At 46.0% G+C, this 26,796-nt stretch carries 24 protein-coding genes; 11 read left to right on the plus strand and 13 right to left on the minus strand.

Annotated elements, in window-relative coordinates; translation table 11 throughout:
* Nucleotides 1–24: 24 nt before the first annotated feature.
* From nrfD to nrfB, 3 genes are read right to left on the minus strand one after another with little or no spacing between them, the layout of a single operon-like run.
* Nucleotides 25–981 (minus strand): cytochrome c nitrite reductase subunit NrfD, encoded by a 957-nt coding sequence (gene nrfD, locus AC6I8U_RS08860; RefSeq protein WP_234493803.1) that lies wholly within the window; start codon nt 979–981, stop codon nt 25–27.
* 1 nt (nt 982) lies between these two features.
* Complete coding sequence (nrfC, locus tag AC6I8U_RS08865) at nt 983–1,669, minus strand: cytochrome c nitrite reductase Fe-S protein (RefSeq protein ID WP_498016590.1); 687 nt, start codon at nt 1,667–1,669, stop codon at nt 983–985.
* 1 nt (nt 1,670) lies between these two features.
* Nucleotides 1,671–2,264 (minus strand): cytochrome c nitrite reductase pentaheme subunit, encoded by a 594-nt coding sequence (nrfB, locus tag AC6I8U_RS08870; RefSeq protein WP_498016591.1) that lies wholly within the window; start codon nt 2,262–2,264, stop codon nt 1,671–1,673.
* 504 nt (nt 2,265–2,768) lie between these two features.
* On the opposite strand from nrfB, the gene nrfA reads away from it, so the two are divergent.
* Together nrfA and AC6I8U_RS08880 are read left to right on the plus strand one after the other, a co-directional pair.
* On the plus strand, nt 2,769–4,187 hold the full coding sequence (nrfA, locus tag AC6I8U_RS08875) for an ammonia-forming nitrite reductase cytochrome c552 subunit (RefSeq protein ID WP_498018342.1): 1,419 nt from the start codon (nt 2,769–2,771) through the stop codon (nt 4,185–4,187).
* Nucleotides 4,188–4,359: 172 nt separating this feature from the next.
* Nucleotides 4,360–4,791 carry a hypothetical protein gene (locus AC6I8U_RS08880; protein WP_128648665.1) on the plus strand — a complete coding sequence of 144 codons (432 nt, stop codon included), beginning with the start codon at nt 4,360–4,362 and terminating at the stop codon, nt 4,789–4,791.
* A gap of 2 nt (nt 4,792–4,793) precedes the next feature.
* On the opposite strand, the gene AC6I8U_RS08885 is transcribed toward AC6I8U_RS08880, so the two are convergent.
* The gene (locus AC6I8U_RS08885) at nt 4,794–5,567 is read right to left on the minus strand and encodes a ferredoxin--NADP reductase (RefSeq protein WP_498016592.1); all 774 of its coding nucleotides are present in this window, start codon (nt 5,565–5,567) and stop codon (nt 4,794–4,796) included.
* 188 nt (nt 5,568–5,755) lie between these two features.
* Between AC6I8U_RS08885 and AC6I8U_RS08890 the strand changes: the two genes are divergently transcribed.
* Nucleotides 5,756–6,436 (plus strand): hypothetical protein, encoded by a 681-nt coding sequence (locus AC6I8U_RS08890; RefSeq protein ID WP_498016593.1) that lies wholly within the window; start codon nt 5,756–5,758, stop codon nt 6,434–6,436.
* Between the two features lie 3 nt (nt 6,437–6,439).
* Nucleotides 6,440–7,498 (plus strand): 3-oxoacyl-ACP synthase III family protein, encoded by a 1,059-nt coding sequence (locus AC6I8U_RS08895; protein WP_498016594.1) that lies wholly within the window; start codon nt 6,440–6,442, stop codon nt 7,496–7,498.
* Between the two features lie 37 nt (nt 7,499–7,535).
* On the opposite strand, the gene AC6I8U_RS08900 is transcribed toward AC6I8U_RS08895, so the two are convergent.
* Together AC6I8U_RS08900 and ppsR are read right to left on the minus strand one after the other, a co-directional pair.
* Nucleotides 7,536–8,159 (minus strand): TPR domain-containing protein, encoded by a 624-nt coding sequence (locus AC6I8U_RS08900; RefSeq protein ID WP_498016595.1) that lies wholly within the window; start codon nt 8,157–8,159, stop codon nt 7,536–7,538.
* A 187-nt stretch (nt 8,160–8,346) separates the two neighbouring features.
* On the minus strand, nt 8,347–9,180 hold the full coding sequence (ppsR, locus tag AC6I8U_RS08905) for a posphoenolpyruvate synthetase regulatory kinase/phosphorylase PpsR (RefSeq protein ID WP_234493812.1): 834 nt from the start codon (nt 9,178–9,180) through the stop codon (nt 8,347–8,349).
* A gap of 154 nt (nt 9,181–9,334) precedes the next feature.
* On the opposite strand from ppsR, the gene ppsA reads away from it, so the two are divergent.
* The 3 genes from ppsA (at nt 9,335) to AC6I8U_RS08920 (ending at nt 14,865) form a co-directional block, all read left to right on the plus strand.
* Nucleotides 9,335–11,722: a phosphoenolpyruvate synthase gene (ppsA, locus tag AC6I8U_RS08910; RefSeq protein WP_394152240.1), complete on the plus strand. Its 2,388-nt coding sequence runs from the start codon at nt 9,335–9,337 to the stop codon at nt 11,720–11,722.
* Nucleotides 11,723–11,886: 164 nt separating this feature from the next.
* Nucleotides 11,887–13,212 (plus strand): IS4 family transposase, encoded by a 1,326-nt coding sequence (locus tag AC6I8U_RS08915; protein WP_498016596.1) that lies wholly within the window; start codon nt 11,887–11,889, stop codon nt 13,210–13,212.
* A 177-nt stretch (nt 13,213–13,389) separates the two neighbouring features.
* The gene (locus AC6I8U_RS08920) at nt 13,390–14,865 is read left to right on the plus strand and encodes a peptide MFS transporter (RefSeq protein WP_498016597.1); all 1,476 of its coding nucleotides are present in this window, start codon (nt 13,390–13,392) and stop codon (nt 14,863–14,865) included.
* Nucleotides 14,866–14,917: 52 nt separating this feature from the next.
* On the opposite strand, the gene AC6I8U_RS08925 is transcribed toward AC6I8U_RS08920, so the two are convergent.
* Nucleotides 14,918–15,571, minus strand: coding sequence for a thiopurine S-methyltransferase (locus tag AC6I8U_RS08925; protein ID WP_498016598.1), 654 nt, complete (start codon nt 15,569–15,571; stop codon nt 14,918–14,920).
* A gap of 231 nt (nt 15,572–15,802) precedes the next feature.
* Between AC6I8U_RS08925 and AC6I8U_RS08930 the strand changes: the two genes are divergently transcribed.
* Nucleotides 15,803–16,579, plus strand: coding sequence for a RelA/SpoT domain-containing protein (locus tag AC6I8U_RS08930; protein WP_042475561.1), 777 nt, complete (start codon nt 15,803–15,805; stop codon nt 16,577–16,579).
* A gap of 81 nt (nt 16,580–16,660) precedes the next feature.
* Here AC6I8U_RS08930 and ihfA read toward each other — a convergent pair whose 3' ends face one another.
* The 4 genes from ihfA to AC6I8U_RS08950 all read right to left on the minus strand — a co-directional run bounded on the left by ihfA (nt 16,661) and on the right by AC6I8U_RS08950 (nt 21,697).
* Complete coding sequence (gene ihfA / locus AC6I8U_RS08935) at nt 16,661–16,954, minus strand: integration host factor subunit alpha (RefSeq protein ID WP_006074250.1); 294 nt, start codon at nt 16,952–16,954, stop codon at nt 16,661–16,663.
* 465 nt (nt 16,955–17,419) lie between these two features.
* The gene (pheT, locus tag AC6I8U_RS08940; RefSeq protein WP_498016599.1) at nt 17,420–19,807 is read right to left on the minus strand and encodes a phenylalanine--tRNA ligase subunit beta; all 2,388 of its coding nucleotides are present in this window, start codon (nt 19,805–19,807) and stop codon (nt 17,420–17,422) included.
* 18 nt (nt 19,808–19,825) lie between these two features.
* Nucleotides 19,826–20,809 (minus strand): phenylalanine--tRNA ligase subunit alpha, encoded by a 984-nt coding sequence (pheS, locus tag AC6I8U_RS08945; RefSeq protein ID WP_112461716.1) that lies wholly within the window; start codon nt 20,807–20,809, stop codon nt 19,826–19,828.
* Nucleotides 20,810–21,001: 192 nt separating this feature from the next.
* A complete protein-coding gene (locus tag AC6I8U_RS08950) occupies nt 21,002–21,697 on the minus strand; it encodes a class I SAM-dependent methyltransferase (protein ID WP_498016600.1) in 696 nt (231 codons plus the stop codon).
* A gap of 211 nt (nt 21,698–21,908) precedes the next feature.
* Here AC6I8U_RS08950 and gltS point away from each other — a divergent pair, with 211 nt between their 5' ends.
* Nucleotides 21,909–23,123: a sodium/glutamate symporter gene (gene gltS / locus AC6I8U_RS08955; protein WP_498016601.1), complete on the plus strand. Its 1,215-nt coding sequence runs from the start codon at nt 21,909–21,911 to the stop codon at nt 23,121–23,123.
* A gap of 17 nt (nt 23,124–23,140) precedes the next feature.
* On the opposite strand, the gene AC6I8U_RS08960 is transcribed toward gltS, so the two are convergent.
* Nucleotides 23,141–23,614, minus strand: coding sequence for a GNAT family N-acetyltransferase (locus AC6I8U_RS08960; protein WP_498016602.1), 474 nt, complete (start codon nt 23,612–23,614; stop codon nt 23,141–23,143).
* Nucleotides 23,604–24,083 carry a GNAT family N-acetyltransferase gene (locus AC6I8U_RS08965; protein WP_498016603.1) on the minus strand — a complete coding sequence of 160 codons (480 nt, stop codon included), beginning with the start codon at nt 24,081–24,083 and terminating at the stop codon, nt 23,604–23,606. The genes AC6I8U_RS08960 and AC6I8U_RS08965 overlap by 11 nt, the downstream gene beginning before the upstream one ends.
* A 164-nt stretch (nt 24,084–24,247) precedes the next feature.
* Between AC6I8U_RS08965 and AC6I8U_RS08970 the strand changes: the two genes are divergently transcribed.
* Nucleotides 24,248–24,886 (plus strand): NAD(P)H-dependent oxidoreductase, encoded by a 639-nt coding sequence (locus AC6I8U_RS08970; protein ID WP_234493822.1) that lies wholly within the window; start codon nt 24,248–24,250, stop codon nt 24,884–24,886.
* On the plus strand, nt 24,883–26,796 hold the full coding sequence (locus tag AC6I8U_RS08975; RefSeq protein WP_394152220.1) for a monovalent cation:proton antiporter-2 (CPA2) family protein: 1,914 nt from the start codon (nt 24,883–24,885) through the stop codon (nt 26,794–26,796). The genes AC6I8U_RS08970 and AC6I8U_RS08975 overlap by 4 nt, the downstream gene beginning before the upstream one ends.

Genomic DNA, 26,796 nt, shown 5'->3' on the forward strand with positions numbered 1-26,796 from the left:
AGGGAACTTAATCAACGACCAGTTCTAAACCACCGTCATCTGCCCCGCATACAACACAAACGTACGCAGCATCAACACCCCGATCAAACTCAAGGTAGTCACCACGAGAATAAAGCCGTGATTCAACTTCACTTCACCCGGGCTGAAGTAGTTTAGCCCCAATGGCAACAACATCCCGATACCAATCACGCCATACCAGAACCAGCTAGACCAAAAGCCACCTCCAATCGCATTCCACGCTGCTACTTCGTTTTGACCACCACTAAAAATAAGACCAGTAAAGAAAGTGACAATCACAAACAGCTCAAACAGCACAACTGGACGCTCAAAGCTGTGAACCCACTTCACACTCGGGCTATGAGAGTCTTCTTTAAAGACCAAAATACCGAAAAGCAAACTTGCCGCAGCGCCTGAGGACAAGCTCGAGAACAAGAACAAGATTGGCAGTACTGGGTTATTTAGCATCGGGTACGTTTTAAGCGCAGACAATAAGAAGCCCGTGTACGCCGCCAAAACGATAGCTAAGAAACCTAAAAACAGCTCTAATCCGTTTTCAATTTTCTCCAGCTTAAGCAAGATAGTCTCAACAAAATCGAACTTACTACCCAACACATCCATGATCGGTTTTCTGAAGATCATACCAATCCAGACAAACAACACCGCCATATAGACTTGGAATAAGATGACCCCCATCGACATCACCGATGACGGGTTGTAGTAAATCATGATTTTCCAGAACTCAAGCGGCTTGGTCAGGTGGAATACCAGGATAAGCAAACCAACAATAATGCCGAATGGCGCTAGCCAAGCCATTGCCTTCATGATGCCATTTTGCGCTGGGTCGCCTTCGATAACCTTACGCTTGAGGTAAATGGCAATTAGAGCGGAGCCTGCTGACATCCCTGCTAAGAAGAGGTAGATCGCAATGATCCAGTCCCAAACAAGGGAGTCGAAATGAAAGGCTGTTTCCCACGTACTCATACTACACCTCCCCCTTGTGGAATGCGGCTTTGAACAGCTTAGGTTTGGTACCCAGATGTTCCTTATCGCGATAAATCACTTTAATACTCAGCATTTTGTTGATGTCGCTATTGGGATCGTTCAAATCGCCGAACACTAGTGCTTTGGTTGGGCAGCTCTCTACACATGCTGGCAGTTTGCCCTGCGCCAAATTGGTATCGCGGCAGAAATTACATTTGTCCGCTGAGTGGTTCTCAGGATGGAAAAAGCGCACTTGATAAGGGCAAGCAGCCAAACAGTAACCACAACCGACACACTTTTCTTTGTGCACGTCGATAATGCCTGTCTTCTCATCTTTGTATGCAGCGCCTGTTGGACACACATAAACACAAGGTGGGTTCTCACAATGCTGACATGACTCTCGAGTGAATCGATATTCGACATCAGGATACTCACCAATAGGCTCTGAGCGATGTATCTCCAGCCTAGATACGCCTTCGGGTACTTTATTCACTTCACGACACGCATCGGTACAGGCCGTACAGCCAATACAGGCATTCTCGTCGTGAAGCATACCGTAACGCACTGTTTTTTCGGTATCGTCACTTGCGACTGAGTTACGTGTTGTTAGCACTGAGGTCGTTGCCACACCTGTGGTAAATATTACAGCCCCAGTCCCGGCAAGGAAGTTTCGTCTAGAACAACTCATATTACTTGCCCTCCTCTTCACGTTTTTCATTGAAGTCTTTATGGCAATCGACACACATCTTGATTTTTGCTTTGTGGTCGTAAGAGAGCACTTTCGCTTTTTCTGCGTGAACCGAGTGACAGTTGGTACACGTTAGATTCTTCGCGTGCACATCATGAGTCCAGCTGTCCTCACGCAAGTATTGCGGCTGGTGACAGTCAGTACATCGGCTGTTTGCTTTGAGAATGGCTTCGGGATCTAGCCATGTTTTATCTGTGCCCGGCTGTGACTGAGCAGCATGATATTTAACAACGGTTGAGGCGCCATCACGATGATCAGTTCCGATATTACTGTGACAGTCCGTACAGCTTGGTGCCGCACCTCTGATCTCAACCACATTCTCGCCGTGCGAGCCTGCCAGAGTCTGTTTGGAGTCTTTGTGACATTGAATACATTTGTAGTCCTTATCACGTATCAACTCCACCTTATGCCTTGTAGAGTCCCCTTCTTTAATGAGGGCTGCATCGTCGGCTAAGGCATTGAGTGAGTAACCACAGAGAATGAATGCTAGGAGGGTCTGAAGCATCATCACCATGGTCAATTTTACATTGCCCATTGTATCCTTTCCTTAAACCCAATATTGCGAACCTATACATTCACCTATCAGGTTAATAACCAATGACTTTTCCTTTCAATAAACAAACCAATAACCGCCAGCCTGTTATTTACACGGAAATGAAATCAATTCTTATTTAGGATGAGCCACAACGCTTCACGAATAAATAGTAGTACGACACCGCTTAAACCCCTAGCACTCAACGTTCAATTAGTGAGCAATATCACCAATATTTGTGTGTGAACTTTTACATAAGCCATTGTTTTTAATGAGAATCAATTTCACCTAAAAAGCCCCGCTACTACCCCTTTAGGGTTAGTTAAAAATAGATGTGAACTCAATCACTTAGATAAATTGATCTAAAACAGTAAATAGCGCGAGTTGTAATCAAATATTACGAACTATGAGTTAGTATAAATATGTCTATATAAGTTAGACATCTCCAAGTCTTGTTTAGGAAATTCGCCCCACAACGCATTTCAAAAATTAGAATATGGAGATACCATCGTGAACAAGCACTGGATTATTAGTTCCGTTGCTGCATTAGCTATATTAGGCGCCGCGAGTGTGCCCGCTTTTGCTGCCTCTGAAAAAGAGTTAATGGACCCGAGAAATCAGGCCTACGAACAAGACCACCCTGACCAATACCACTCTTGGAAGCAAACCAGTGAGAGCGTCGAGATCGAAGACGCACTCGCTCATGACCCGAATATGGTGATCCTGTGGGCAGGTTACGGTTTCGCGAAAGACTACAACAAAGCGCGCGGGCACTTCTACGCCCTTGACGACGTGCGCCAAACCTTAAGAACTGGCGGTCCAACTGATCCGAAATCTGGCCCAATGCCTATGGCATGTTGGAGCTGTAAAAGCCCTGATGTTGGTCGCGTGATTGATGAACGTGGCGAGGATGGCTATTTCGAAGGAAAATGGGCAAGACTCGGCTCACAAATCGCAAACCCAATCGGTTGTGCAGACTGTCACGATACACGCAGTGATGCGTTTAAAAACGGTGAACCTGCTCTAGCCGTTGCAAAACCCTATGTTGAGCGTGCGTTTGAAGCCATTGGTAAAAAGTTTGACGAGCAATCACGCCTCGACCAGCAAGCGACGGTCTGTGCTCAGTGTCACGTAGAGTACTACTTCACAGGTCCAACGAAGGCTGTGAAATTCCCATGGGATATGGGCACCTCAGTAACAGAAATGGAGCAATACTACGACGCGCTTAACTTTAAAGACTGGCAACATGCCGTTTCTAAAGCACCAATGCTAAAAGCACAGCACCCGGGCTATGAAACATGGCGTGACGGTATCCATGGCAAAAACGGTGTAGTTTGTGTTGATTGTCACATGCCGAAAGTAACGAAAGAAGATGGTACGGTTTACACAGACCATAAAGTAGGCAACCCATTTGACCGCTTCGAAGATACGTGTGCAAACTGCCACACTCAAAGTAAAGAGCAGCTACAAGGCATCGTATCTACCCGCAAAGCGCAAGTGCTAAACATGAAACTGACTGCTGAGAAACAAATCGTTGCTGCGCACTTTGAAGCTGGCGCAGCATGGGATGCAGGCGCAACAGAAGAAGAGATGAAACCAATCCTAATGGATATTCGTCACGCACAATGGCGTTGGGACTACGCAATCGCTTCTCATGGTGTCCACATGCATGCCCCTGAAGTTGCACTTGAAGTACTCGGTACCTCAGTAGACAAAGCGGCAGATGCTCGTGCGAAACTGATTCGTTTGCTTGCGAAGAAAGGCATTACTGACCCGATCGAAATTCCTGACATCTCTACTAAAGAGAAAGCGCAACAAGCTCTTGGAATGGATATGGACAAGATGAACGCTGAGAAAAAACACTTCCTTGAAACTGTGGTACCAGAATGGGACAAAGAAGCAGCGGCTCGCGAGGCTGATTACTAATGTTATTGGCTATCTACTCGCTTTGTTAAAGAATGAATGTGTGATCCATTCGAGATAACTGTAAGCCCCAACCCATTGGTTGGGGCTTTTTGCTAGAATGTTTAGTACGTAAGTATCTGAAACCGCTTTGTGTTTCGAAAGGCATGAGTCATTCATACTCTAAAGGAACCCCATGAAAAGACGTCTTTTGATCAGTTTATGTTTAGCTTCGTCGTTCTCTTTTGCGGGCACCTACAACAGTGTCTCTGTCGGCACGACGAGCGAAGGTGGTTTTGGCGTCGGTTTGTATTACGACAGAAACCTAAGTTACGGTTTCTACGCCAACCTCGCCGGTGGCACTGGTCCCAACAATGACGACTTTGGTCTCAACGTGGGTCTGGTTAAGTCTCTAAGCGATAACTTTGTGGGCTACGCGGGTATCGGGGTTGCCAACCGAAGTGAAGAGAAGATTTCAGATCTGCCTTTTAAAACTTATGAATCAAACCTACGCTTCAACGGCAACATAGGTCTGTTAATTAAAACGGGGGTCACAGGCTTCACAGCAGACGTTGGTTACAACACAGGTCTAGAGGCAGCCTACTTTGGACTAGGCTACACCTACTAGTATTACCAATAATTCTCACTAGAGAAGTGCCCTGGTTTTTTGCGCAGATGTTTGTTTAAACCAAGCTCTGTTAACGCGGAGCTCGTGTCTTTGACCATCGCCGGATTACCACACATAAACACGAAACTTTCTGGTGCCTGTAAATTCATCCCTACTTTTGTCTGTAGCTCACCGCTCAACAGAAGCTCTGGTATCCGCCCTGACAAACTCTGCTCGTGATGCTCACGGGATACAATCGAAACAAACTTAAATTTTTCCCCCAACCTAGATAAGGCATCCTTAATGGTGTCAGCATAAACCAATTCGTCTGCAGTTCTGACTGCATGAGCCAGCACCACATTGTCAAACCGGCTTGTTAGTGTTTCGTCATCTAGCATAGACAGAAAAGGACCGATCGCCGTACCTGTAGAGAGCATCCACAAATCTCGCGCGTAGTCAGGTACTTCTTCAATAGTCATAAACCCCGAAGGCTGTTTTCCTACAAAGACTGGATCACCAGAATCAAGCTGATTAAGTTTTGGCGACAATTGTCCGTCGCTATCGGCAATAATTAAGAATTCCAGATGCTGATAGCCATATTCATGGTTAGGGTGATTTACCATAGAGTAGGCTCGGCGCACCCACTCGCCCTCTTCATTACGCAGACCCAGTTTTGTAAACTGACCTGCTACGTACTGTTCTATGGGCGCTGAAACTTCAAGACTGAACAAATTGTGAGTCCACTGCTTTTTCGCAAGTACTCGTCCTTCGACTAAACCGTTGGGAATGTCTGTCATATCTCATCTCCGATATAGGAACGCATAAAGCCCTTTCATCATAGAAGTAAACTCAGTAAAAATTAACTACATTATGTCTAGGGACTTATTCAACGATTAGGCAAAAACTTTGCGATTTTAAGGAAAGAAATCGAGCGGACTCCGGTCTACGTATAGTGTGTGTTGTAAAAAGGATTTTGAGAGTGCCCATGAAGCCATGTTTTCCGTCTGTTCCATTTGAAGGTGTAAGTGAGAGCCCTGTGAAGTACTGGCTCCATGAATATCGTGATACAAGGTTAGAGTTCACGGATTCTCAGAAAACCGCCCTTTCACGTCTTCTTCCCTTGCTAGTCTGTGGCGAACAAAGCTCACAGTGGGTGTTCTATAACGAATCTCAGCGTGAGTTGCCTGAATCACTTGCCTCTGCTCGTGACGACTTTGAGCGAATTGTTGCCGATGAACAGTATCATGAGGATGCGCTTGAGTTGGTGCAGTCACAGTTAGCGTTACCCGAAGACGTTGTTGCGATAAAGCGACGCAGCCAACGCTTTTTCGCGTCGCTTGGTTCAAGGAAGACATTTGAAGAACATTTCGCGCAGATCGCTTGTCTTGATGCCTTGGTCTGCAAAATAATGTTGTATCTAGAAAAAGGCCGATTAGACCCACATCATCCGTTTGTGCTCTTGTGTCGTTCCATTAAACAAGATGAAGCACGACACGTTACCGCAGCCAGACAGCATGCTTTAGCGCTAGGCTACGACCGCTCAGAATGGAAAGCCCTCAACACACTCATTTCCGAGAAGTTATACAAACTATTGAATAGCGAGCGAGAAGCCTTCGAAGAGCTAGGCATTACTATCGAGCATATCTTTGATTCTAGGGAGAGTTAATCAATGAGCGCGACTTTCTTACCGGGCAGTGTGTCGCTGCTCGCAGCAAACCATTTGTTTCCAGATCAGCACCTTACCAACGCACAACTGCTTGACGCACTCGAACGTCTATCAGGCAAAAGATACGCGAAAGTTGCAGCTCGTATCGCACCATTCTTAGGAATTGAAGGTCGTCACTTTTCACGAAGTATTTATTCCCACACCAGCGTCCCTACGCCAAGTAACTCCGATCTTGTAGTGAGTGTGATAGGCAATCTACTTGAGCAATCCAATACCCGTTTGGACGCCATCGATTATCTGATAGGACACACTACCACCCCAGACACACAGCTCCCGCCTAGCATCGCTTGGGTAGCGGAAAAGCTTCGCTATCATGGCCCGTTTATGGAATTAAGGCAGGCGTGCACCGGTTTTTCTAGTGGATTGCAAATCGCTATCCCACGTCTCGCTATGCTCCAAAAACCAGTGATGATCGTTGGCAGTGAAACAGGGTCAGTCTACTTTGACTATAACGAAGACTTTCTCGACCAGTCACAGCTCGTTAATTACATGCAAATGGGCGATGGTGCTGGCGGTGTTATTATTGCTCCGGAAAGTGAGCAAGGAATGGGTAAGATTTCTGACTGTTTCACCGGACAGATTGGTGTTGAGCAGTCACCCGGTTTATCTCTCGATGGCGGTTCTATATCGGTGTATACCCAAGAGGGCAAAGCGCGCTTTCATCACGATGCCACGAATGTGAGAAAAAGTGGCGAAGCGCTATTTCAAGCCAGTATTTTGGCTTTAAGAAGTCGAGGCTACGAGCTGAATGACTTTGACTATATTATTCCCCACCAAGCCAGTGGACGAATAGACATCATGCTAGCCGAGGCGCTAGACATCGATCCAAATAAGATCGTCAACGATGCCAAACATTGGGGTAACCTCGGCTCAGCCGCGATTTGGTGCAGTTTCTCTAAACTCGTAAACGGCGGGAAGCTATCCCAAGGAAGCAAAGTGGTTATCTTAGGGGCGGAAGCCACTAAGTATATGTATGGTGGGTTTGTCTACACCCACGGCTAGAACTTGCTAGACACGGTAGCCACTTCCTATATGGTGGTTACCGCATTCCCTTGGCTTGATTGATCTTCTCGATGATTGTAGCCCTATCGATACCCACTCTGTTCGAATCTAAAATCTGAGTCCACACACGAATCGCCTCATCGTAATCCGCATTCAAAAAGTAATCCGAAGCGATAAGTTGCAACGCTGTGTCGTTGTCACTGTCTAGTTCTAGTGCCTTATCTAGGTAACGCTGAATATCCGGTGTAATAGACTGAGAAGACTGGTAATACAGCGCGGTTGCTAACGCAGCATATTGACCAGCATAAGACATACTAGAGAGGCGAATGGAATAATTGAAACAGGTAGCCGCGGAATCAAACTCCAAGCTTTGCATATAAAGCTGACCTAGCTTAAACCACGATTCAGAATCGTTAGGAGACTCAGTTAGAGAGTTTTGCAGGTCAATCATGGCACTTTGATGGTTGGGACGCTCTTGTTGCATTTCTTGTTGAGGCAGTGGCATTCGCCATTGGCTCCAAATCAAAAAAGACAAACCGACAATCACCAAGCTTGAGAGGATTGAATAACCAATCCGACTTTTAAAGCTCGCTATTTTAGTCAGACATAGATAGGCGACAACAGAGACGACAACGCAGCTCAACAACACAAAACTCAACATGTTAAAACTATATTCTTAATTGGATTAATCTGAGTACATTGTATCGGTTAGCGAAGAACAGCGCTGTGAGTTAGTACTCTGTTCTTCACCAGTGACGACTCAAGTTGAGGATTTTAGATTCATTTCGAAGCGAAGCTTATCCACACACTACTGAATACGCCTACCCGAGTTTGCATCCAGTCTACAGCTAGAACACTCGACGTTTCAACCCAGCGCGTTCAAGTACCCGAGTCGAGATCTCTTCGACTGACAGCGATGTGGTGTTGATATAAGGGATAGCTTCGCGCCTAAACAAAGCTTCGACACTCGCTAGCTCCTGTAAACACTGCTCTGTGCTCGCATACTCGCTACCCGCCAATCGATTTTCGCGGATTTCGGTCAGGCGCTCAGGGTTGATCGTTAAGCCAAACAGTTTATGCCTATGGATCTCAAACTCTGGCATTAGACGCAGTCGCTTGATGTCGTCGTCGATAAATGGGTAGTTAACGACTCGAAGACCAAACTGCATCGCTAGATAAAGACTTGTTGGCGTTTTGCCACTACGCGACACACCCAGAAGTATTAAGTCTGCCTGCTCTAGGTTTTTCAGTGAAACGCCATCATCGTGCGCTAAGGTGTATTCGACAGCGGCAATGCGGTCGAAATACTTAGCGGAATCTTTCCCTACACTGTGTGAACGCTGCAATTTTGGCTTTGGTTCCAGTTGTAAATCACTTTTAACTTGAGCTACCAAACTTTCTAACACATCGTAACAAAACGCTTGCGAAGCAAGTAATCCTGCTCGAATTTCAGGCACCACAATCGAGAAAAACACTAAAGGTTTCACACCGTTACGTTCATAAGATTGATTAATTTCTCTAATGAGTTCATCGAGCTTATGCGTGCTCTCTACGAAGGGGAATGTCTTTTCTTTGGCTTTGAATGGAAATTGACCTAGGACTACGTGTCCCAATGTCTCACAAGTAATCGCTGTACCGTCAGAAACGTAGAATACGTCACGACTTTGACTATCATTTTTCATTTTTTATTTAATTTTTCAAATTAATTTAAGTAGGATGCATTACATAATATCGATAACAAACCCTAGCATTCAATAACGTTCCCCCACAGTTTGTAAAAATAGTTAACTATTTTTTCACTGAATACGTAATCGTTTGCTATATCCTACAGCTGCAATGTTTCTGGAGAAAGACATGCAAAACAACACCCTTTGGTTCAATGGTCTGTCCATGGACGATGTCGATAAGGTCGGCGGCAAAAATGCTTCGCTTGGCGAGATGGTATCTAATCTTGCTAACGCGGGTGTTTCAGTGCCAAATGGCTTTGCGACTACGTCCTATGCCTTCAACCAATTCCTCGATTTCGAAGGATTGGATGAGCGCATTCACGGACTATTAGACGAACTTGATGTTGATGATGTTGACGCACTGCGTAAGACAGGCGCGACCATCCGTCAATGGGTATTAGAAGCCCCCTTCCCTGCTGACCTAGAGCAGGATATTCGAACTAACTATCAAGAACTCATCGAAGGCAATGAAGAACTTTCTGTCGCAGTGCGCTCCTCCGCAACTGCTGAAGATCTTCCTGATGCCTCCTTTGCGGGTCAACAAGAAACCTTTTTGAACGTAAAAGGCATTGATGCAGTACTTGAAGCCACTAAGCATGTCTACGCGTCTCTGTTTAACGACAGAGCGATTTCCTATCGTGTACACCAAGGATTTGACCATCGTGGTATCTCGCTATCAGCGGGTATTCAACGAATGGTTCGATCAGACAAAGCGTCTTCGGGCGTGATGTTTACGTTAGACACTGAATCTGGCTTCGACCAAGTGGTATTTATCACTTCGGCTTGGGGTCTAGGTGAGATGGTAGTACAAGGCGCCGTGAACCCTGACGAGTTCTACGTTCACAAGCCGCTATTAGAGCAAGGTCAAGCGCCTATCGTTAAGAAGACGTTTGGCTCTAAACTCATCAAGATGGTTTACTCTGACAACCAAGAGATTGGCAAACAGGTAGATATCATCGATACGTCTGATGAAGAACGTAACCAGTTCTCTCTGAACGACGAGGAGATCAAAGAGCTTGCGAAACAAGCAATGATCATCGAGAAGCACTATCAGCGTCCAATGGACATTGAATGGGCGAAAGATGGCATCGACGGCAAGCTATACATCGTACAGGCTCGTCCTGAAACGGTATGTTCTCAAAGCGAGCAAAACGTGATTGAACGCTTCCAGCTAAACAACAAAGCGGATGTGTTGGTTGAAGGTCGTGCGATTGGTCAACGTATCGGTACGGGTACCGTTCGCCTAGTAGATTCCCTAGACCAGATGTCACTTGTTCAAGAAGGCGATGTGCTTGTCACTGACATGACAGACCCGGACTGGGAACCAGTAATGAAGAAAGCGGCAGCGATTGTGACCAACCGCGGCGGCCGTACTTGTCACGCAGCGATCATCGCTCGTGAACTTGGCATTCCAGCTATCGTGGGTTGTGGTAACGCTACCGACAGTCTAGAAGACGGTGCAGTGGTTACTGTGTCATGTTCTGAAGGTGAAACAGGCTACGTGTATCAAGGTGAATTGGACTTTGAGATCCGCCGCTCTGCTGTTGACGAGCTGCCACTGCTGCCTACAAAAGTGATGATGAACGTGGGTAACCCAGACCGTGCGTTCGACTTCGCTCAAATCCCTAACGAAGGTGTGGGCCTTGCGCGTCTTGAGTTCATCATTAACAAGATGATTGGTATTCACCCGAAAGCGCTACTGAACTTTGACCAGCAATCTCCTGAGCTGCAGGCTGAGATCACTCAGCGTATTCGCGGTTATAAAGATCCGATCGATTTCTATGTCAGCAAGCTGACTGAAGGCATTTCAACGATCGCAGCCGCTTTCTGGCCTAAGCGTGTCATCGTCCGTATGTCTGACTTTAAGTCAAACGAGTACAGCAACCTAGTGGGTGGTAAAGAGTTTGAACCACACGAGGAAAACCCAATGCTTGGTTTCCGTGGTGCTTCTCGTTATATCTCACCCGTATTTGAAGACTGCTTTGAGCTTGAAACCCAAGCGATTAAACGCGTTCGTAATGAGATGGGACTGAAGAACGTTGAAATCATGATCCCATTTGTTCGCACGCCTAGCGAAGCCGCTCAAGTTATCGACCTACTTGCGAAGTTTGAGCTTCGTCGTGGTGAACAAGGCCTTAAAGTCATCATGATGTGTGAGCTACCATCAAATGCGGTTCTTGCAGAAGAGTTCTTGAAGTACTTCGATGGCTTCTCAATTGGCTCAAACGACATGACTCAGCTAACGCTCGGTCTTGACCGTGACTCTGGCGACGTGGCGCATCTCTTTGATGAGCGCAACCCAGCAGTAAAAGCGATGCTGAAGATGGCTATTGATGCTGCCACCAAAGCAGGCAAATACGTTGGTATTTGTGGCCAAGGTCCATCGGATCACGATGATCTTGCAGAGTGGTTAATGGAACAAGGTATTAGCTCTGTATCACTAAACCCAGATACGGTGATTGATACTTGGTTGAAACTAGGCAACGTAGCGAAATAATCAGACTGAGTAGCTCCACTATTTAAGCTGATTACAAACTAACAGTAAACCAAATGCCAGGGTGTAAACTCTAATGCCGATCAGTTAAACATTAATCGGCAGATCAATTGAATGATCCCCCCAGTGTGTAAAAATCCGATAGACCCTGTTTATCGGATTTTTTTATGCACGTTTCTCAAGCCCTCGATATCATAAATAGCTACAAACCTAATCAAGTCGAAACTCTCGCAGACCTCCTACCGATTGAGCTCATCAAAGATGCCTATGAGCTGACAGATACAGTCACTCTTAGAAAGCGAAAACTGACTTTGGAATCGATGGCATGGCTGTTGGTCGGGATGGCTATTTATAACGACAAATCTATGGCCGATATCATCAATATGCTCGATATTGTCGACCGCTCAGGTAAGCCGTTTGTTGCCCCGAGTGCATTAACACAGCGTAGAAAAAATCTCGGCGAAGCAGCGACTAAAGCCCTATTTAAGTGTACGCAAAGACATTGGTTTGAGCATGCAAGACTACCCAACTGGAACGGACTCACACTGCTTGGTGTTGATGGAGTTTTGTGGCGAACAGAGGATACTAATGATAATGCCGAGGCTTTTGCAAAGCCTACCAATCGTGATGGTAAAGAAACACAGTACCCTCAGCTACGTATGGTGTGCCAGATGGAACTAAGCAGTCATCTAATCACAGGCAGCGCTTTCGACTGCTATACCGTGAATGAAATGACGCTGGCCGAGCAACTAATAGAAACGACTCCCGACAACAGTCTAACCCTTTTCGATAAAGGCTTTTACTCTCTTGGGTTACTTCAGGAGTGGAGCGCTAAAGGTGTAAATCGACATTGGCTTATCCCAATGAAAAAGGGATTAAATTATGAAGTCGTTCAGTCCCTTGGTCGACAAGATAAACTCATTAAACTGAAGAGTAACCCGCAAGCTCGCAAGAAATGGCCAACGCTAGAACATGAAGTTGTTGTCCGTCTAATCACGAGGGTCAAGAATGGCAAGTCATATGATGTTCTTACCTCAATGACCGACCCGATGCTTTACCCAAAATCAGACATAGTTGGTCTTTATGGATACCGCTGGGAAATTGAGCTCGGATACAGAGAACAAAAACAATATATGCTTGGCAACCGCCTTACACTAAGAAGTCGACTTCCAGAATTAGTGAAGCAAGAGCTATGGGGAATCTTGCTAACGTATAACTTGGTCAGGTATCAAATGGTTCAAATGTGTCACACGTTGAATGGAGATTACCTGCCATACCAACTAAGCTTCAACGGTGCATTAGCCCATATTATGCGCTTACTAGTCGGCCTTCCATATTCGTCACCAGGAGCAATACCTAGGCAACTCCAGAACTTTTACTCAATAAGCGAGAGTTTAATATTAGAGCCAAGACGGGAAAGATCCTTCCCTAGAGTAGTGAAGAAAAAACCAAGCCGATATCCTAGAAAAAACAATGCCGCTCACCTTAAGTGAACGGCATTAGGGTGTAAACTCTGGCATTTTTTCATTTACCACTTGTTCATCAAGCGAACGCGCGCATCGTTTTACATCAACATCGCTTGCAGGGTGCGATCCTACATAGGCGAGTTAGGCGTCACTAGCATCTCTTCTAAAATACCGGCCTCTATTTCCAACCTTAAGAAGCCAACTATGTGGAACAAGCTAAACAAATCCATGATGGTCTGCCAGATGCTATTTGGTCTATCGTTCTATGGCGTTTTAGTCAGCCTGACGCGATTCTTTCTAGAAGACCTTAACTACAGTGAAGCCGATACCATGATGGTAGTTGGCGCTTTCGCCGCTATTGGTCCCCTATTTGCCATCGCTGGCGGGTTTATTGCCGATAAGTTACTAGGCGCCTACCGCTCGCTCACCATCAGCTATGCTGCATTTACACTAGGTTATCTACTTTTGGTCCTAGGCGCTACGACGCTTCATGTTCCTATGGCGATGGCAGGTATCGCGCTGGCAAGTTACGGACGTGGCTTGATGTCTCCGTCTTACCCTAGCCTTTACAAGCGCACGTTTGCCACTCAAAAAGAATTTGAGCATGGCTTTCCGATTAACTACTCGGTCAACAATATCGGTGCATTCTTAGGACAATACCTGTTCCCAATGATCACGCTCTATATCGGATTTAGCGGCGGATTTGCGCTATCTGCTCTGATGGCTGTTGTTGCTTTGTTCGTGCTGATAACACTGAACAAAAAGTTCAAACCACTTGGAAAGCCAATTGATACCGAACACGTATCGCTGAGAGCTTGGGGGATCTTTTTTGCTCTATCGGCCGCTATGATTGCATTGGTGTTCTTTATGTTCTCCAACATGGATGTCGGCCAGAACATTGTGTATGCCATTGGAGTCGCTGCCATTGGATACTTTGTGTTTTTGATGTTTAAGGTGACGCGCTCTGAGCGACTAAAAATGGGCACCATCCTCATTATGACATTTCTGACGACATGCTTTTTCGTCTACTACGGTCAAATGATGACATCGATGAACATTGTTGCCATGAACACACTTAAAGGTGAGTTGTTTGGTTTCATTCCACTCGAACCAGAAGCCGCAATGGCAATGAACCCATTGTGGTGTATGGTAGGTGGTCCGATTATCGCGACCCTATTTAGCCGCCTAGAAAAAAACAATATTCACTTGTCGACATCGACCAAGATCGCCGCAGCGTTTGTCTTTACTGCGATTGCATTTGGTATCTTAACCTACTTTATCTCAACCGTTGGCGAAGACGTTGCCATCAGACCTGAAGTTTTCCTCGCAGTTCACTTCTTCCAAGCGATGGCTGAAGTCGTGGTTGGCTCTATGGTTGTGGCCTTTATCTTGTCGGTTGCACCACATCACATCGAGAACTTCTCTGTGAGTTTGTTCTCTGTCGCGATCGCTTTAAGCGGTATTGTTGGAGCAGCGCTATCGACCAATATCGCTCTAGAAAAGGGGCAACAACTTACCCAACATATCGCTCAAACTGTGTACGGGGAATACTTTCAGTTGCTAACTGTTATGGCGGTTGTCATGATTGGTGTAGCGCTCGTTGCATCGAAAGTCATCCACAACATGTTGAAAGCTGCGGTGGAGGCTGAACTGGGAGCAGGAGAATTAGTGAAGCAGTAAAAGAGTAGAGACAAGAGCGGCAATCAGAGTGTTATTGCCGCTCACATAAAGATTAACCTTGATGTGTGATCAACCAAACCTCTTCAGCAAAGCGGGTCAATCCTTGCTGAATTCGACGGTGATTACTATCTGCTTCTTCACGCTCTAGAAGTGTCACTTCAAACTCATCGCCGAAGTGCTGCGCCACTTCTGAGTTTGGTACGCTGTAAGGAGGGCCCGCCATTTCACTTTGAACATAATCAAGCGTGATAAGAAGAATGCGACCACCCGGTTTCAGAGACTGTTTAAGTTTCTCAACGTACTGTGTTCGTAACTCTTCCGGCATTGCGATGAGAGCAGCGCGGTCATAGATAAGCTCTACAGGTTGAATCGGTGCGGTAAAGTAGTCGCCGACATAGATGTTAAGCTCATCAAACTGATACAACTCAAACTGACCGTTTATCGGTGTCACCATCGGTGTGTAGAAATGTTCAGCGAAAAATGAACGTACGGCGATTTGGCTAAGTTCAACACCTTGAACATCTTCATGGCGTTGGGCAAGCCAGACAAGATCTTCGGATTTGCCACAAAGTGGGACAAAAACCTTGTCTTCGCGTTTTGGGGATAAACGCTCCCAATACTTGATGAGTAACGGGTTTACATCTTCCAAGTGGAAGCCAATTTTATTAGCTGCCCATTTGTCGTGCCAAAGTTCAAAATCGTTCATTTATGGTTCATGTTCGCTGTAGATAATGGTTAACGTAGAGTTTACAGAGTGCAGACAAAATGTCACACCCAATCGCGTAGATTTTTATTAGCGATAGGCATCACAGTTTACAAACTCTGTTACACAGTTTGTGTTGGGTTTTCCTATGGGAACCCCATATTATTACTAGCAACACTCCTGCGCGTTAACGCCTTTTTTGTACCCGTTTTTGTAACGTAACTAGGAGAGAGAATGAGCACGTTTCTTCGTACTGCAGCACTAATGCTATTGGTACTCAGCCGCGCACCTGCATTTGCGGCTACGCTTAATCAATCCGATTCCACCCCAACAAAAGGAAAGCAAGAGCAAAACGAAGTTTGTCCATCTGTATTCAAACACAGTCTTAGTGGCTTGTACGGCATCGATGCTGTTCAAGGCGCTGCCTTCCAACCCCATAACGATTTTGACATCTTGTACAGCAAAGCCCACCAAGCTCAACATGAACTAGAAGCGCTTTGTAAAACGACCGCCCTACTGACTGACACCGACGCGTACTTCGCAGGCGTAAAATCTGCTGAGCGTGCAAAGGTGAAGATCGATACTGAACTTAATGGTCAGGTAAACCAAATCACAGACCTAGCTCGTGGCACTATCGTCGCTAAAGACGTGGAGAGCCTTGTAGGCGCCTATGAAGCGCTTAGCCGTGAAGCGCAAGTCGTGCGTGTAAAAAACCGCTTTAAAAACCCTGCAGCGTCCGGATACCGTGACCTGAATATGTTGGTGAAACTGCCTAAAACCGGGATTATTGCTGAAGTCCAACTTCACCTTAAAGACATCGCCGACGTGAAAAGTGGCCCTGAACACGATCTATATGAAATCGTCCAAGGTATTGAACGACGAGCGGCTGCTGAAAAACGCGAGCTCAACGAGTTTGAAACCGCACAGATTGCCAGCCTAAGACGTCAATCGATGGAGCTGTATCAGAACGCGTGGCAACCATACATCACAACGAATATTCGAGCAGCGTAATAAACTCGACAGGGACTTTAAACAACCAATAGAAAAACAAAAAGACCACGCTAGGTGGTCTTTTTGTTTAACAGTAGGACATTAATCTACTTTGATGTTCTCGACTCGAGCCTTCAGTTTCTGACCCGGACGGAATGTCACTACGCGTCGAGCGGAAATGGGAATGTCTTCACCAGTTTTAGGATTTCGACCTGGACGCTCATTTTTATCGCGCAAATCAAAATTACCAAAACCCGACAGTTTTACCTGTTCGCCACTTTCGAGTGATTTTCTAATCTCTTCGAAAAACACTTCTACCGTTTCCTTGGCATCCCTTTTACTGAATCCGAGTTTCTCAAATAGGTTCTCAGCCAGATCGGCTTTTGTGAGCGCCATAAAACTCCCCTCAAAGCTAATTCATACCTTGTTATCATAGTGATAACGCTAAAGATTTCGTTCGACCAATCAACAACATAACGGCCTAACTTTGAAAAGTGTAAGCCAACCTTCTGATTTTCGCCAACTTTTTTATTTCAGAGTAATGTCAGGATTTTGCGTTAACTTTTAGCAAGTTATCGTAAAATCAGCATATTATGGATGCATAATTTACCACAAAACCCTACGGCAATATTTATCACTAATATGGAGCCATAAGTTAGACAAAAATAAATTACAAACAAAGTACAAAATAGTGATATTGATACAGTGTAGACGAAAATTATGCCTTAAAAACAGTGAGTTGCGAAGATTATAGGATATGAAACCAGTTTGTTTTCGCTGGTTATATTAGATATAAAAAAAGCGAGTTACTTTTCAGTAACTCGCTTTTTCAGGCAAATTGCGTTAATGCGCTAACCGCGATTAGTCACGCAGTGATGCACCAAATTTCTCAGAAACATGGGCAACGATTGCGTCTACTGCACCCGCGATATCAGCATCTTCAAGCGTACGCTCAACAGATTGCAGAGTAAGTGCAATTGCTAGGCTCTTCTTACCTTCTTCAACGCCCTTACCAACGTAAACGTCAAACAGTTTCGCGTCTTTCAGGAACTCGCCGCCTTGTTCTAGACAAGCTGCAACGATGTCGCCAGAAGCTACTGCTTCATCAACAACAACAGCGATGTCGCGACGGTTAGCTGGGAACTTAGAAAGCCCTGCTGCTTCTGGAATCACTTTCGTGTTGATCGCTGACCATTCTACTTCGAATACGATAGTGCGACCGTTTAGACCGAACTTACGCTCAAGCTCTGGGTGAACCGTACCAATCACACCCACTTCTTTGCCATCTACAACGATTGCTGCAGATTGACCTGGGTGAAGTGCTGGATGTTTCGCTGCAGCAAATGAGTAGGCTTTCTCGTTTGCAGACAGTTCTAGAATCGCTTCTAGGTCACCTTTTAGGTCAAAGAAATCAACGGTGTTGGTTTCAATGTCCCAATGCTCTTCACTGCGTGTACCTGCAATCACACCTGCAAGCATAGGCTCTTGGCGCATACCGTTTTCAGCGTTCTCACAAGGGATAAAACGTAGGCCGTATTCGAATAGACGAACACGTGGCTGCTGACGCTTCTGGTTGTGAACAACCGTATTGAGAAGACCTTGGATAAGACCAAGACGCATTGCTGACATTTCCGCAGAGATTGGGAAAGGCAGAATCAATGGCTCAACGTCTGGCACAACAAGTTTTTGTTGCTCTGGCTCAACAAAGCTGTAAGTAATCGCTTCATGGTAGCCACGATCAACAAGCAGATCGCGTACACGTTTCAGCGGAAGATCCGCTTCAACGTGGTTGTGCATCTTAAGTGTTGCAGCAGGGTGTTGATTTGGAATGTTGTCGTAACCGTAGATACGACCCACTTCTTCAATCAGGTCTTGTTCGATTGCGATGTCAAAACGCCATGTTGGCGCAACGCCCGTCCAACCTGTATCCGTTTTCGTAACTGTTAGACCTAGACGCTCTAGGATCTCAACAACTTCAGAGTCAGCGATGTGGTGACCAAGAAGTGAATCTAGCTTAGTGCGGCGTAGTTCAACGGTGTTCGGCTTAGGCAGGTCTGCGTCAGACTCAACAGTAACCACAGGTGCCACTTCACCGCCACAGATCTCAACTAGAAGCTCTGTTGCACGCTCCATTGCGCTGGCTTGTAGTGCATAGTCAACACCACGCTCGAAACGCATTGAAGAATCCGTGTGAAGACCGTAGCTACGTGCGCGGCCACGAATGTGGTCTGGTGCGAAGAACGCACACTCTAGAAGTACGTCTTTAGTCTCAGTTGTTACGCCAGACTCTTCACCGCCAAAGATACCAGCAATCGCTAGCGCTTTGTTGTGGTCTGCAACAACAAGTGTGTCAGCATTTAGTTCAGCTTCAGTACCGTCTAGAAGAGTCAGTTTTTCACCCTGCTCTGCCATACGAACAACGATGCCACCTTCAATCTTATCAAGATCGAACGCGTGCATTGGCTGGCCTTGCTCTAGAAGTACATAGTTAGTGATGTCTACAACAGGATCGATTGAGCGAATGCCACAGCGACGCAGTTTCTCCTGCATCCATAGTGGTGTTTCTGCTTGAACGTTCACGTTCTTAACGATACGACCTAGGTAACGAGGACATGCTTCTGTTGCTTTAACTTCGATCGAAGCCACGTCAGCAATAGATGCTTCAACAGGGTTAACCGCTGGTGCAGTTACGTCAGCACGGTTTAGAACGCCTACTTCACGAGCAAGACCACGGATGCTGAAACAGTCAGCGCGGTTTGCTGTTAGGTCAACGTCAACAGTCACGTCATCAAGACCTAGGAAGTCACGGAAATCAGTACCGATAACAGCGTCTTCAGCAAGTTCCATGATGCCGTCAGATTCAACATCGATACCTAGCTCAGTAAACGAGCACAGCATACCGTGTGAAGGTTGACCACGTAGTTTTGCTTTCTTGATTTTGAAATCGCCTGGAAGAACAGCACCAACTGTTGCTACTGCTACTTTCAGACCTTCACGGCAGTTAGGCGCGCCACAAACGATGTCTAGCAGTTCTTCTGCGCCAACATCAACTTTAGTTACGCGTAGTTTGTCTGCGTCTGGGTGCTGACCGCACTCAACCACTTTACCTACTTTAACGCCAGTGAAAGAGCCCGCTACAGGTAGTACGTCGTCCACCTCTAGGCCAGCCATTGTAATTTGGTGCGTAAGCTCGTCAGTAGAAACTGAAGGGTTTACCCACTCACGAAGCCATGATTCGCTGAATTTCATTGTGATGAACCCTCTGGATTACTTGAACTGTTTTAGGAAACGTAGGTCGTTCTCGAAGAACGAACGTAGGTCATTTACGCCGTAACGAAGCATAGCTAGACGCTCGATACCGATACCGAATGCAAAACCAGAGTATTTTTCAGGGTCGATGCCTACGCTGCGAAGTACATTTGGGTGCACCATACCACAGCCTAAGATTTCTAGCCATTTGCCATCTTTGCGCTTAACGTCCACTTCCATTGAAGGTTCAGTGAATGGGAAGTATGACGGACGGTAACGAACTTCAAGATCTTCTTCGAAGAAGTTAGTTAGGAAATCGTGCAGGATACCTTTCAGCTGTGCGAAGTTAACATTTTCGTCAACCAGCATGCCTTCCACTTGGTGGAACATTGGCGTGTGTGTTTGGTCGTAGTCGTTACGGTAAACACGGCCCGGTGCGATGAAGCGGAATGGTGGTTTGCCATTTTCCATCGTACGGATCTGTACGCCAGACGTGTGGGTACGTAGCATCAGATCTGGGTTAAAGAAGAAGGTGTCGTGGTCAGTACGAGCTGGGTGATCTTCTGCAATGTTCAGTGCATCAAAGTTGTGGAATGCATCTTCAATTTCAGGACCAGACTCAGTGCTAAAGCCTAACTCACCAAAGAACTTTTCAATACGCTCAACAGTACGAGTAACTGGGTGTAGACCGCCGTTCTCGATACGACGACCTGGCAGGGTTACGTCGATAGTTTCTGCCGCTAGCTTCGCTTCAAGCTCTGCACGTTGTAGTGCGTCTTTGCGTGCTGCGATCGCTTGCTGAACCACGCCTTTTGCTTTGTTGATCTCTTGACCAGCACTGCGGCGCTCTTCTGGTGGTAGTTTACCTAGGCTTTGAAGTTGAGCCGTTAGCTCACCTTTTTTACCTAGATACTGAACACGCACTTCGTCAAGTGCGACTAGCGAGTCTGCAGCGTCAATCGCTGTGCCCGCGTTAGCAATGATCTCTTCTAGATGTTGCATCGTTTCCTCGTCTACCGTCCGGTAGTATCCATAAGGGTGTTTTTTGATAGCTGTACATACTAATAAAACCCGCCGCCAATGCCAAATTGATTTGTAAATTGAACGGGTTATTGGGCAAAAAAAACACGTTTTTTGCCCTTTTGATGAAAATCTAGCAGGAAACGATGACTATTTAGTGTTAACTCAAGAGAGTTAATTGGCTTTAGCGCGGATAAAGATGAAGTTTGGTCGGCGCGACAATCTTTCAAACGTTTCAGGTGACTCGGTTTTCATCTCTGGATCTGGTTTACCCTCTGAAAACTTGTCCAACACGAATCCCCCTTCGGAGAGACTCTCAAACAAATTGGTAAATGAACGTCGATAGAAGGAGACCTCTACCGGCTCACCAACGGTATTCCACTCTTCGGTCAGCAGCTCAACATCAAAGTAGTTATTAAACGCGTTCTCTTCAAAGTCAACGAGAGGATGATGGGTCGAGAAAACAAACAATCCACCCGATTTAAGCACACGGTGAACTTCTTTGAACAGCGGGACGAGATCTTCTAAATAATGCAGCATCAACGGGCAGACGACGATATCAAACGCATCGTCTTGCTCTTTAGGCAGTCCGTTAATCAGATCTTGCGCATAACATGTGACATTGTCACCTAAGCGTTCTCTTGTAATTGCCACCATTTCTTCAGCTAGGTCGATTGCCGTCACCTGTGCACCAGCCTTAACAAAATGCTCGGCATAAGCGCCAGGACCACAACCTAGATCAAGTACCTTCTTATTTGTCACATCACCAATTAACGCTAGTGTTGAAGGACGCTCGTAAAGTGCATTGTACGCATTGTTCTCAATGGCATCTGCGTACTTTTTCGCGTGCTTGGTATACATCTCACCCATAAAAAACCTCCAACTATCAGACTATTAATTCACCGTTTTCGGGAGAGGGAATCTACCGTTCAACTAAGCATGCGTCAATCCAAAGATGCGCTTAGAAGGACCACATCCTTCAAAGTGGAGTTTGGCGTTCCAATGATTGCGCCTAATATCCGCACACTACCGCAGTCTCACGATTTGAGACACTCATGATAACCAACAGCAAGTCACCATTATGTCTGACATTACCTTGAACAGCGTACAATCCTTGCTTCTTGCCCTTTTGATACTCTGGGTTGGCGCAAGACTGTTAAGCAACATTAAAACTCTCAGTAAATACCACATTCCCTCCCCTATCATAGGTGGTATTTTGATGTCATTGATCACGATGGCGCTGCACTATTCTGATATCAACATCACGTTTGATTTGCCACTCAAAGACACCTTGATGCTCATGTTCTTCGCCAGTGTCGGCTTATCTGCGGATCTTCGACTTCTTAAACACGGTGGCAGTGCCCTAGTCAGTTTTCTGTTTTGTGCAGCGCTTTTTATTGTGTTTCAAGACATTCTAGGCGTCACGCTTTCTAGTTTGCTCAACCTCGATCCTCTGCTGGGATTGATGGCGGGTTCTATTACTCTGTCCGGTGGGCATGGTACAGGTGCGGCTTGGGCATCCGTCTACAATGAACAGCTTCATATTCCCGACGCTCTCGAGATAGCGATGGCATGTGCGACGTTTGGCTTGGTAGCGGGAGGCGTCTTCGGCGGCCCCTTAGGAACTCGACTAGTGGAGCGCTATCGACTGACACCTTCAATAAATCAAAACCCTCATGTACATACAACAGATGCAAATCATAAGTCATACGCAGGACTAAGTAACATTTCCAGCTACCTCATTGCTGTTGTCGTGTTACTGCTCTGTGCGGTTTTAAGTGGCCATATACACCAAGCGATCCAGTCATCTGGTATTCACGCGCTTACATTAGTACCAAACTTCGTCTATGCGATTGTACTTGGCATCATTATCGGGCACGTACCAATGGTACGACACAAGCTAGATACGATTCGATTTGAAGTAGACAAGAGCGCAAACCTTTCACTAGGTCTGTTCCTAGCAATGGCGTTGATGGACTTAAAACTGTGGAACCTGTTCGACCTAGCACTGCCTCTGCTAATAATTTTAGTTGCGCAGCTTATGCTAACTATCGGGTTTGTTTACTGGATTACTTTCCGCATCATGGGTAAGTCTTACGATGCTGCCGTTCTTGCCGCGGGACATGTGGGCTTTGGGATGGGAGCGACACCGACAGCAATGATGAACCTAAAAGCAATCACCGGCTCTTATGGCCCCTCGCCACAGGCTTATTTTATCGTACCTCTCGTAGGTGCCTTCTTTATCGACATAATCAATCTGATCGTCATCCAAGGTTATATCGCATTTTTAACCTAGCGACATGCTCACACTAACTATTGGTCTTTGCTGCGCCATATCAGGCGCAGCATGTCTTTGTGTTGAATACCGTGCTCGAATATAGGCTCATCGTAGTTATCTAGAAAGAAGTTCTTCACCACTGAATCGACCCTAAAACCATGTTTCTGATAGAAAGAAAGCTGATAGCCAAATGTCCCTGTCCCAAGTTCGACCGTGTTGATACCTTTTTGCGAAAGCAACGCTAAGGTCTCACTGAGCAAAACACCACCAAATCCCTTTCCTTGGAACTCATCATAAATGGCGATATTGAATAGCTCTGCAGAGCGCTGCTCAACATCAACCTCCACCAGCAATGCACCCACCAATGCTCCCTGCATATAGACAGCAAAACCGATGCATCGCTCGCGATAAGCATTAATCGCCGCTTCTTCTGGGTCAGCAATCAATAATATATCGAGCGGTAACTCAGTCTGCTTTACTTCACGGACATCAAACATACTAGAGCTCATTATCAAGTGACCTTTCCATTAAAAAATTATTGAGCACGACGCCTCGTATTTCCGCTTCGTTAGGGCGCACGACCGTAAAACCGAAGTGTAGATAAAAAGGTTTAGCTGTAATACTCACAAAGGAATACAACCTCTCGAGCTTAGCTTGCTTTGCTTTGTCGAGAATAGTGTTCATTAACAAAGACCCCACTCCTCTCCGCTGAGCTTGATGATGACAATAAAAATGATCAATTAATCCATCGGGTTGTAGGTCGCTATAACCTAGGATCTCATCGCCTTCTACGACGACAAACGGGCTACATCTTGAAATATATCCCTCAAATACCTCTTTAGTAAGATCTATAGGGGCCCATGCATCAATCTGCATCTTATTGTAATCATTACAATTTACAGTGCGAATTGTTTGCCGATAAAGCTCTAGCAATTGCTCTGAATCTTGTTCTTTTGCGGGTCTTACTGATAACGACACTGAAAATACTCCCTATGATTCAGCAACTTGAAAACAGAGTTAATATTATCACGTAGTGAAAAAACACTGAAAGTTGTATAGGTCACTAGATGGTAACCAATTGAAAAATATCTTTTTGTGTACTAGATATTAAGACTCACAGACAAAGCTATCCGGAAGCGATTATGCCCGAAAATAACAATAAAGTTCTTGTGCTCTATGCACACCCTTCTCAGCGGCGCTCCGAAGTCAATGCGCCCATGTTCCGAGATGCCGCCTCCATCAAAGGCGTTACAGCAGTTGACCTATATTATGAGTATCCGACCTACAACATCAATATCGACCAGGAGCAGCAGCGCCTGATCGATCATGATGTGATCATTTTTCAGTTTCCTCTTTATTGGTACTCAACACCATCGATTCTCAAAGAGTGGCAGGACCTCGTTTTGGAGTATGGGTTTGCTTATGGTCAAGATGGCACCGCGTTGCACGGGAAAACGTTCTTGTGTGCAATTTCTGCTGGAGGAAAGGCGGAGGCTTACCAAACTGATGGCTACAACCACTTTACGATCAGAGAACTCTTGCAGCCTTTGGAACAAACCGCAACGCTAACGGGTATGACTTATTTACCACCGTTTTGCTTATTTGGTTCGCGCACCGCGCAAGAAGAGCATCGTATCCCAGAACACAGAGAGCGGTGGAGAGAGTTGCTCAGTCTATTGGCCAGCGGCGATTTTGACATAGAGCGTGCAAAACCTATGGACAAGCTCAATCACTACTGGCCATCGGAACAAGTAGTTCAATCGGATGAGGGAACATCATGACAGGCTATTTTCTTCAGGCATTCATATACTTAGTCGCTGCCGTTATCGCCGTGCCGATTGCCAAACGACTTGGACTTGGCTCTGTTCTTGGCTACTTAATCGCAGGTGTTGTCATTGGACCAATCATTGGTCTCGTCGGTGAAGAGACCACGACTATTCAGCACTTTGCTGAGTTTGGTGTCGTGATGATGCTATTTTTGGTTGGTCTCGAGCTAGAACCCAAAATGCTATGGAACATGCGTCACAAGCTGATTGGCTTGGGTGGCATTCAAGTAGGTGGTACCGCGGCGGCGGTTATGGGTATTGCCCTTGTTTTCGGCCAGACATGGAGCATCGCGCTTACCATTGGTCTGATTTTTGCCCTATCGTCGACCGCTATCGTCCTGCAAACCTTTCATGAAAAAGGCCTCGCCAAGACAGAGGGCGGGCAGAGTTCGTTCTCAGTGCTCTTATTCCAAGATATTGCCGTCATCCCTATGTTGGCATTTATCCCGCTATTGGCCATACCTGAGTTAGTTGAACAGGCTCAAAATGCCGTTGAACATGCCGCCGACCACCATGAAGAATTAAGCTTGGTCGCAGGTTTACCTGGATGGGCTTACGGTTTGGTGATCACAGCCTCTATTGCAGTTGTTGTCGTCGGCGGACATTATTTAAGTCGGCCATTGTTCAGGTTCGTTGCATCGTCCGGTCTTCGCGAAATATTCACTGCCACCGCCCTAATGTTGGTTATCGGTATCGCGGCCTTGATGAGTCTGGTGGGTCTGTCCCCTGCTCTCGGTACGTTCTTGGCTGGTGTCGTATTAGCGAACAGTGAGTTTAGGCATGAGCTCGAATCAAACATCGACCCATTTAAAGGGCTGCTACTTGGTCTGTTCTTTATTACGGTCGGTGCTGGCATTAACTTTGGCATCTTATTCAATGACTTCTTTGTCATTATCGGTTTGACTCTAGGTGTCATGCTCTTGAAAGCTGCGGTGCTTTACGGACTTGCCATCATCTTTAAGATTCGAGACAGTGCAAGATGGCTATTCACGCTCAGCCTAGCTCAAGCCGGTGAATTTGGTTTCGTTCTTCTTAGTTTCTCGGTTCAAAATCATGTGCTACCGAATGATATCGCGCAAACGCTATCCCTTGTTGTCGCGCTATCTATGTTCCTGACCCCTGGCTTATTTATCTTGTTTGATAAGGTTATTTTGCCGCGTTATGAGAAACAGAGTAACGATCGAGAAGCAGACACTGTGGATGAGCGTGGCACCGTGATGATCGCAGGTATGGGACGATTTGGACAAATTGTTAATCGCCTATTAGTTGCTAACGAAGTAAAAACAGTGGCGCTTGATGTCCGAGCAGATCAAGTCGATAACATGCGTCAGATTGGTACCAAAGCCTTCTTTGGTGATGCATCTAAACCTGACATACTACACACTGCAGGTATTGAAGAAACTAAGCTGTTAGTCGTGGCTATTGATAATCAAGAAGCCAGTATCGAGCTTGTAAAATACGTCAAACATACGTACCCTCACGTCAAAATTCTTACCAGAGCATTTGACCGTGGTCATGGTTACCAATTGAGGCAGGCTGGTGCAGACTATATTGAATCTGAGACCTATCACTCTGCTCTTGAGCTAGGTGCGAAAACCATGAACTGCCTAGGCTTCCATCCTTTCTTTGTCGAACAGCAGAAAGCCACCTACAAGTCGATTGAGGACAAACAGTCTGATCGTTTGTACGAGGGCTGGAAAGGAGGCGCTGAAGGTGAACGCTTCGACAACAACTACCGAGACCTGTTTATTGAACTAGAGGGGCTCATTCGCGACGCCATGCAAATCGACCGCAATGACAAGCACTCGCGCGAACGCGGCTGGACACCGCCGCCAAAAGGTTATGCAGACAAGTTCGAAGAATAG

The organism is Vibrio sp. KUL80 (assembly GCF_059725495.1).

What these genes read in the sequence shown, in the direction of transcription:
- nrfD (WP_234493803.1), bottom strand. Translation starts at nt 981, where the DNA reads ATGAGTACGTGGGAAACAGCCTTTCATTTCGACTCCCTTGTTTGGGAC.
- nrfC (WP_498016590.1), bottom strand. Translation starts at nt 1,669, where the DNA reads ATGAGTTGTTCTAGACGAAACTTCCTTGCCGGGACTGGGGCTGTAATA.
- nrfB (WP_498016591.1), bottom strand. Translation starts at nt 2,264, where the DNA reads ATGGGCAATGTAAAATTGACCATGGTGATGATGCTTCAGACCCTCCTA.
- AC6I8U_RS08880 (WP_128648665.1), top strand. Translation starts at nt 4,360, where the DNA reads ATGAAAAGACGTCTTTTGATCAGTTTATGTTTAGCTTCGTCGTTCTCT.
- AC6I8U_RS08885 (WP_498016592.1), bottom strand. Translation starts at nt 5,567, where the DNA reads ATGACAGACATTCCCAACGGTTTAGTCGAAGGACGAGTACTTGCGAAA.
- AC6I8U_RS08890 (WP_498016593.1), top strand. Translation starts at nt 5,756, where the DNA reads ATGAAGCCATGTTTTCCGTCTGTTCCATTTGAAGGTGTAAGTGAGAGC.
- AC6I8U_RS08895 (WP_498016594.1), top strand. Translation starts at nt 6,440, where the DNA reads ATGAGCGCGACTTTCTTACCGGGCAGTGTGTCGCTGCTCGCAGCAAAC.
- AC6I8U_RS08900 (WP_498016595.1), bottom strand. Translation starts at nt 8,159, where the DNA reads ATGTTGAGTTTTGTGTTGTTGAGCTGCGTTGTCGTCTCTGTTGTCGCC.
- ppsR (WP_234493812.1), bottom strand. Translation starts at nt 9,180, where the DNA reads ATGAAAAATGATAGTCAAAGTCGTGACGTATTCTACGTTTCTGACGGT.
- ppsA (WP_394152240.1), top strand. Translation starts at nt 9,335, where the DNA reads ATGTTTCTGGAGAAAGACATGCAAAACAACACCCTTTGGTTCAATGGT.
- AC6I8U_RS08915 (WP_498016596.1), top strand. Translation starts at nt 11,887, where the DNA reads ATGCACGTTTCTCAAGCCCTCGATATCATAAATAGCTACAAACCTAAT.
- AC6I8U_RS08920 (WP_498016597.1), top strand. Translation starts at nt 13,390, where the DNA reads ATGTGGAACAAGCTAAACAAATCCATGATGGTCTGCCAGATGCTATTT.
- AC6I8U_RS08925 (WP_498016598.1), bottom strand. Translation starts at nt 15,571, where the DNA reads ATGAACGATTTTGAACTTTGGCACGACAAATGGGCAGCTAATAAAATT.
- AC6I8U_RS08930 (WP_042475561.1), top strand. Translation starts at nt 15,803, where the DNA reads ATGAGCACGTTTCTTCGTACTGCAGCACTAATGCTATTGGTACTCAGC.
- ihfA (WP_006074250.1), bottom strand. Translation starts at nt 16,954, where the DNA reads ATGGCGCTCACAAAAGCCGATCTGGCTGAGAACCTATTTGAGAAACTC.
- pheT (WP_498016599.1), bottom strand. Translation starts at nt 19,807, where the DNA reads ATGAAATTCAGCGAATCATGGCTTCGTGAGTGGGTAAACCCTTCAGTT.
- pheS (WP_112461716.1), bottom strand. Translation starts at nt 20,809, where the DNA reads ATGCAACATCTAGAAGAGATCATTGCTAACGCGGGCACAGCGATTGAC.
- AC6I8U_RS08950 (WP_498016600.1), bottom strand. Translation starts at nt 21,697, where the DNA reads ATGGGTGAGATGTATACCAAGCACGCGAAAAAGTACGCAGATGCCATT.
- gltS (WP_498016601.1), top strand. Translation starts at nt 21,909, where the DNA reads ATGTCTGACATTACCTTGAACAGCGTACAATCCTTGCTTCTTGCCCTT.
- AC6I8U_RS08960 (WP_498016602.1), bottom strand. Translation starts at nt 23,614, where the DNA reads ATGAGCTCTAGTATGTTTGATGTCCGTGAAGTAAAGCAGACTGAGTTA.
- AC6I8U_RS08970 (WP_234493822.1), top strand. Translation starts at nt 24,248, where the DNA reads ATGCCCGAAAATAACAATAAAGTTCTTGTGCTCTATGCACACCCTTCT.
- AC6I8U_RS08975 (WP_394152220.1), top strand. Translation starts at nt 24,883, where the DNA reads ATGACAGGCTATTTTCTTCAGGCATTCATATACTTAGTCGCTGCCGTT.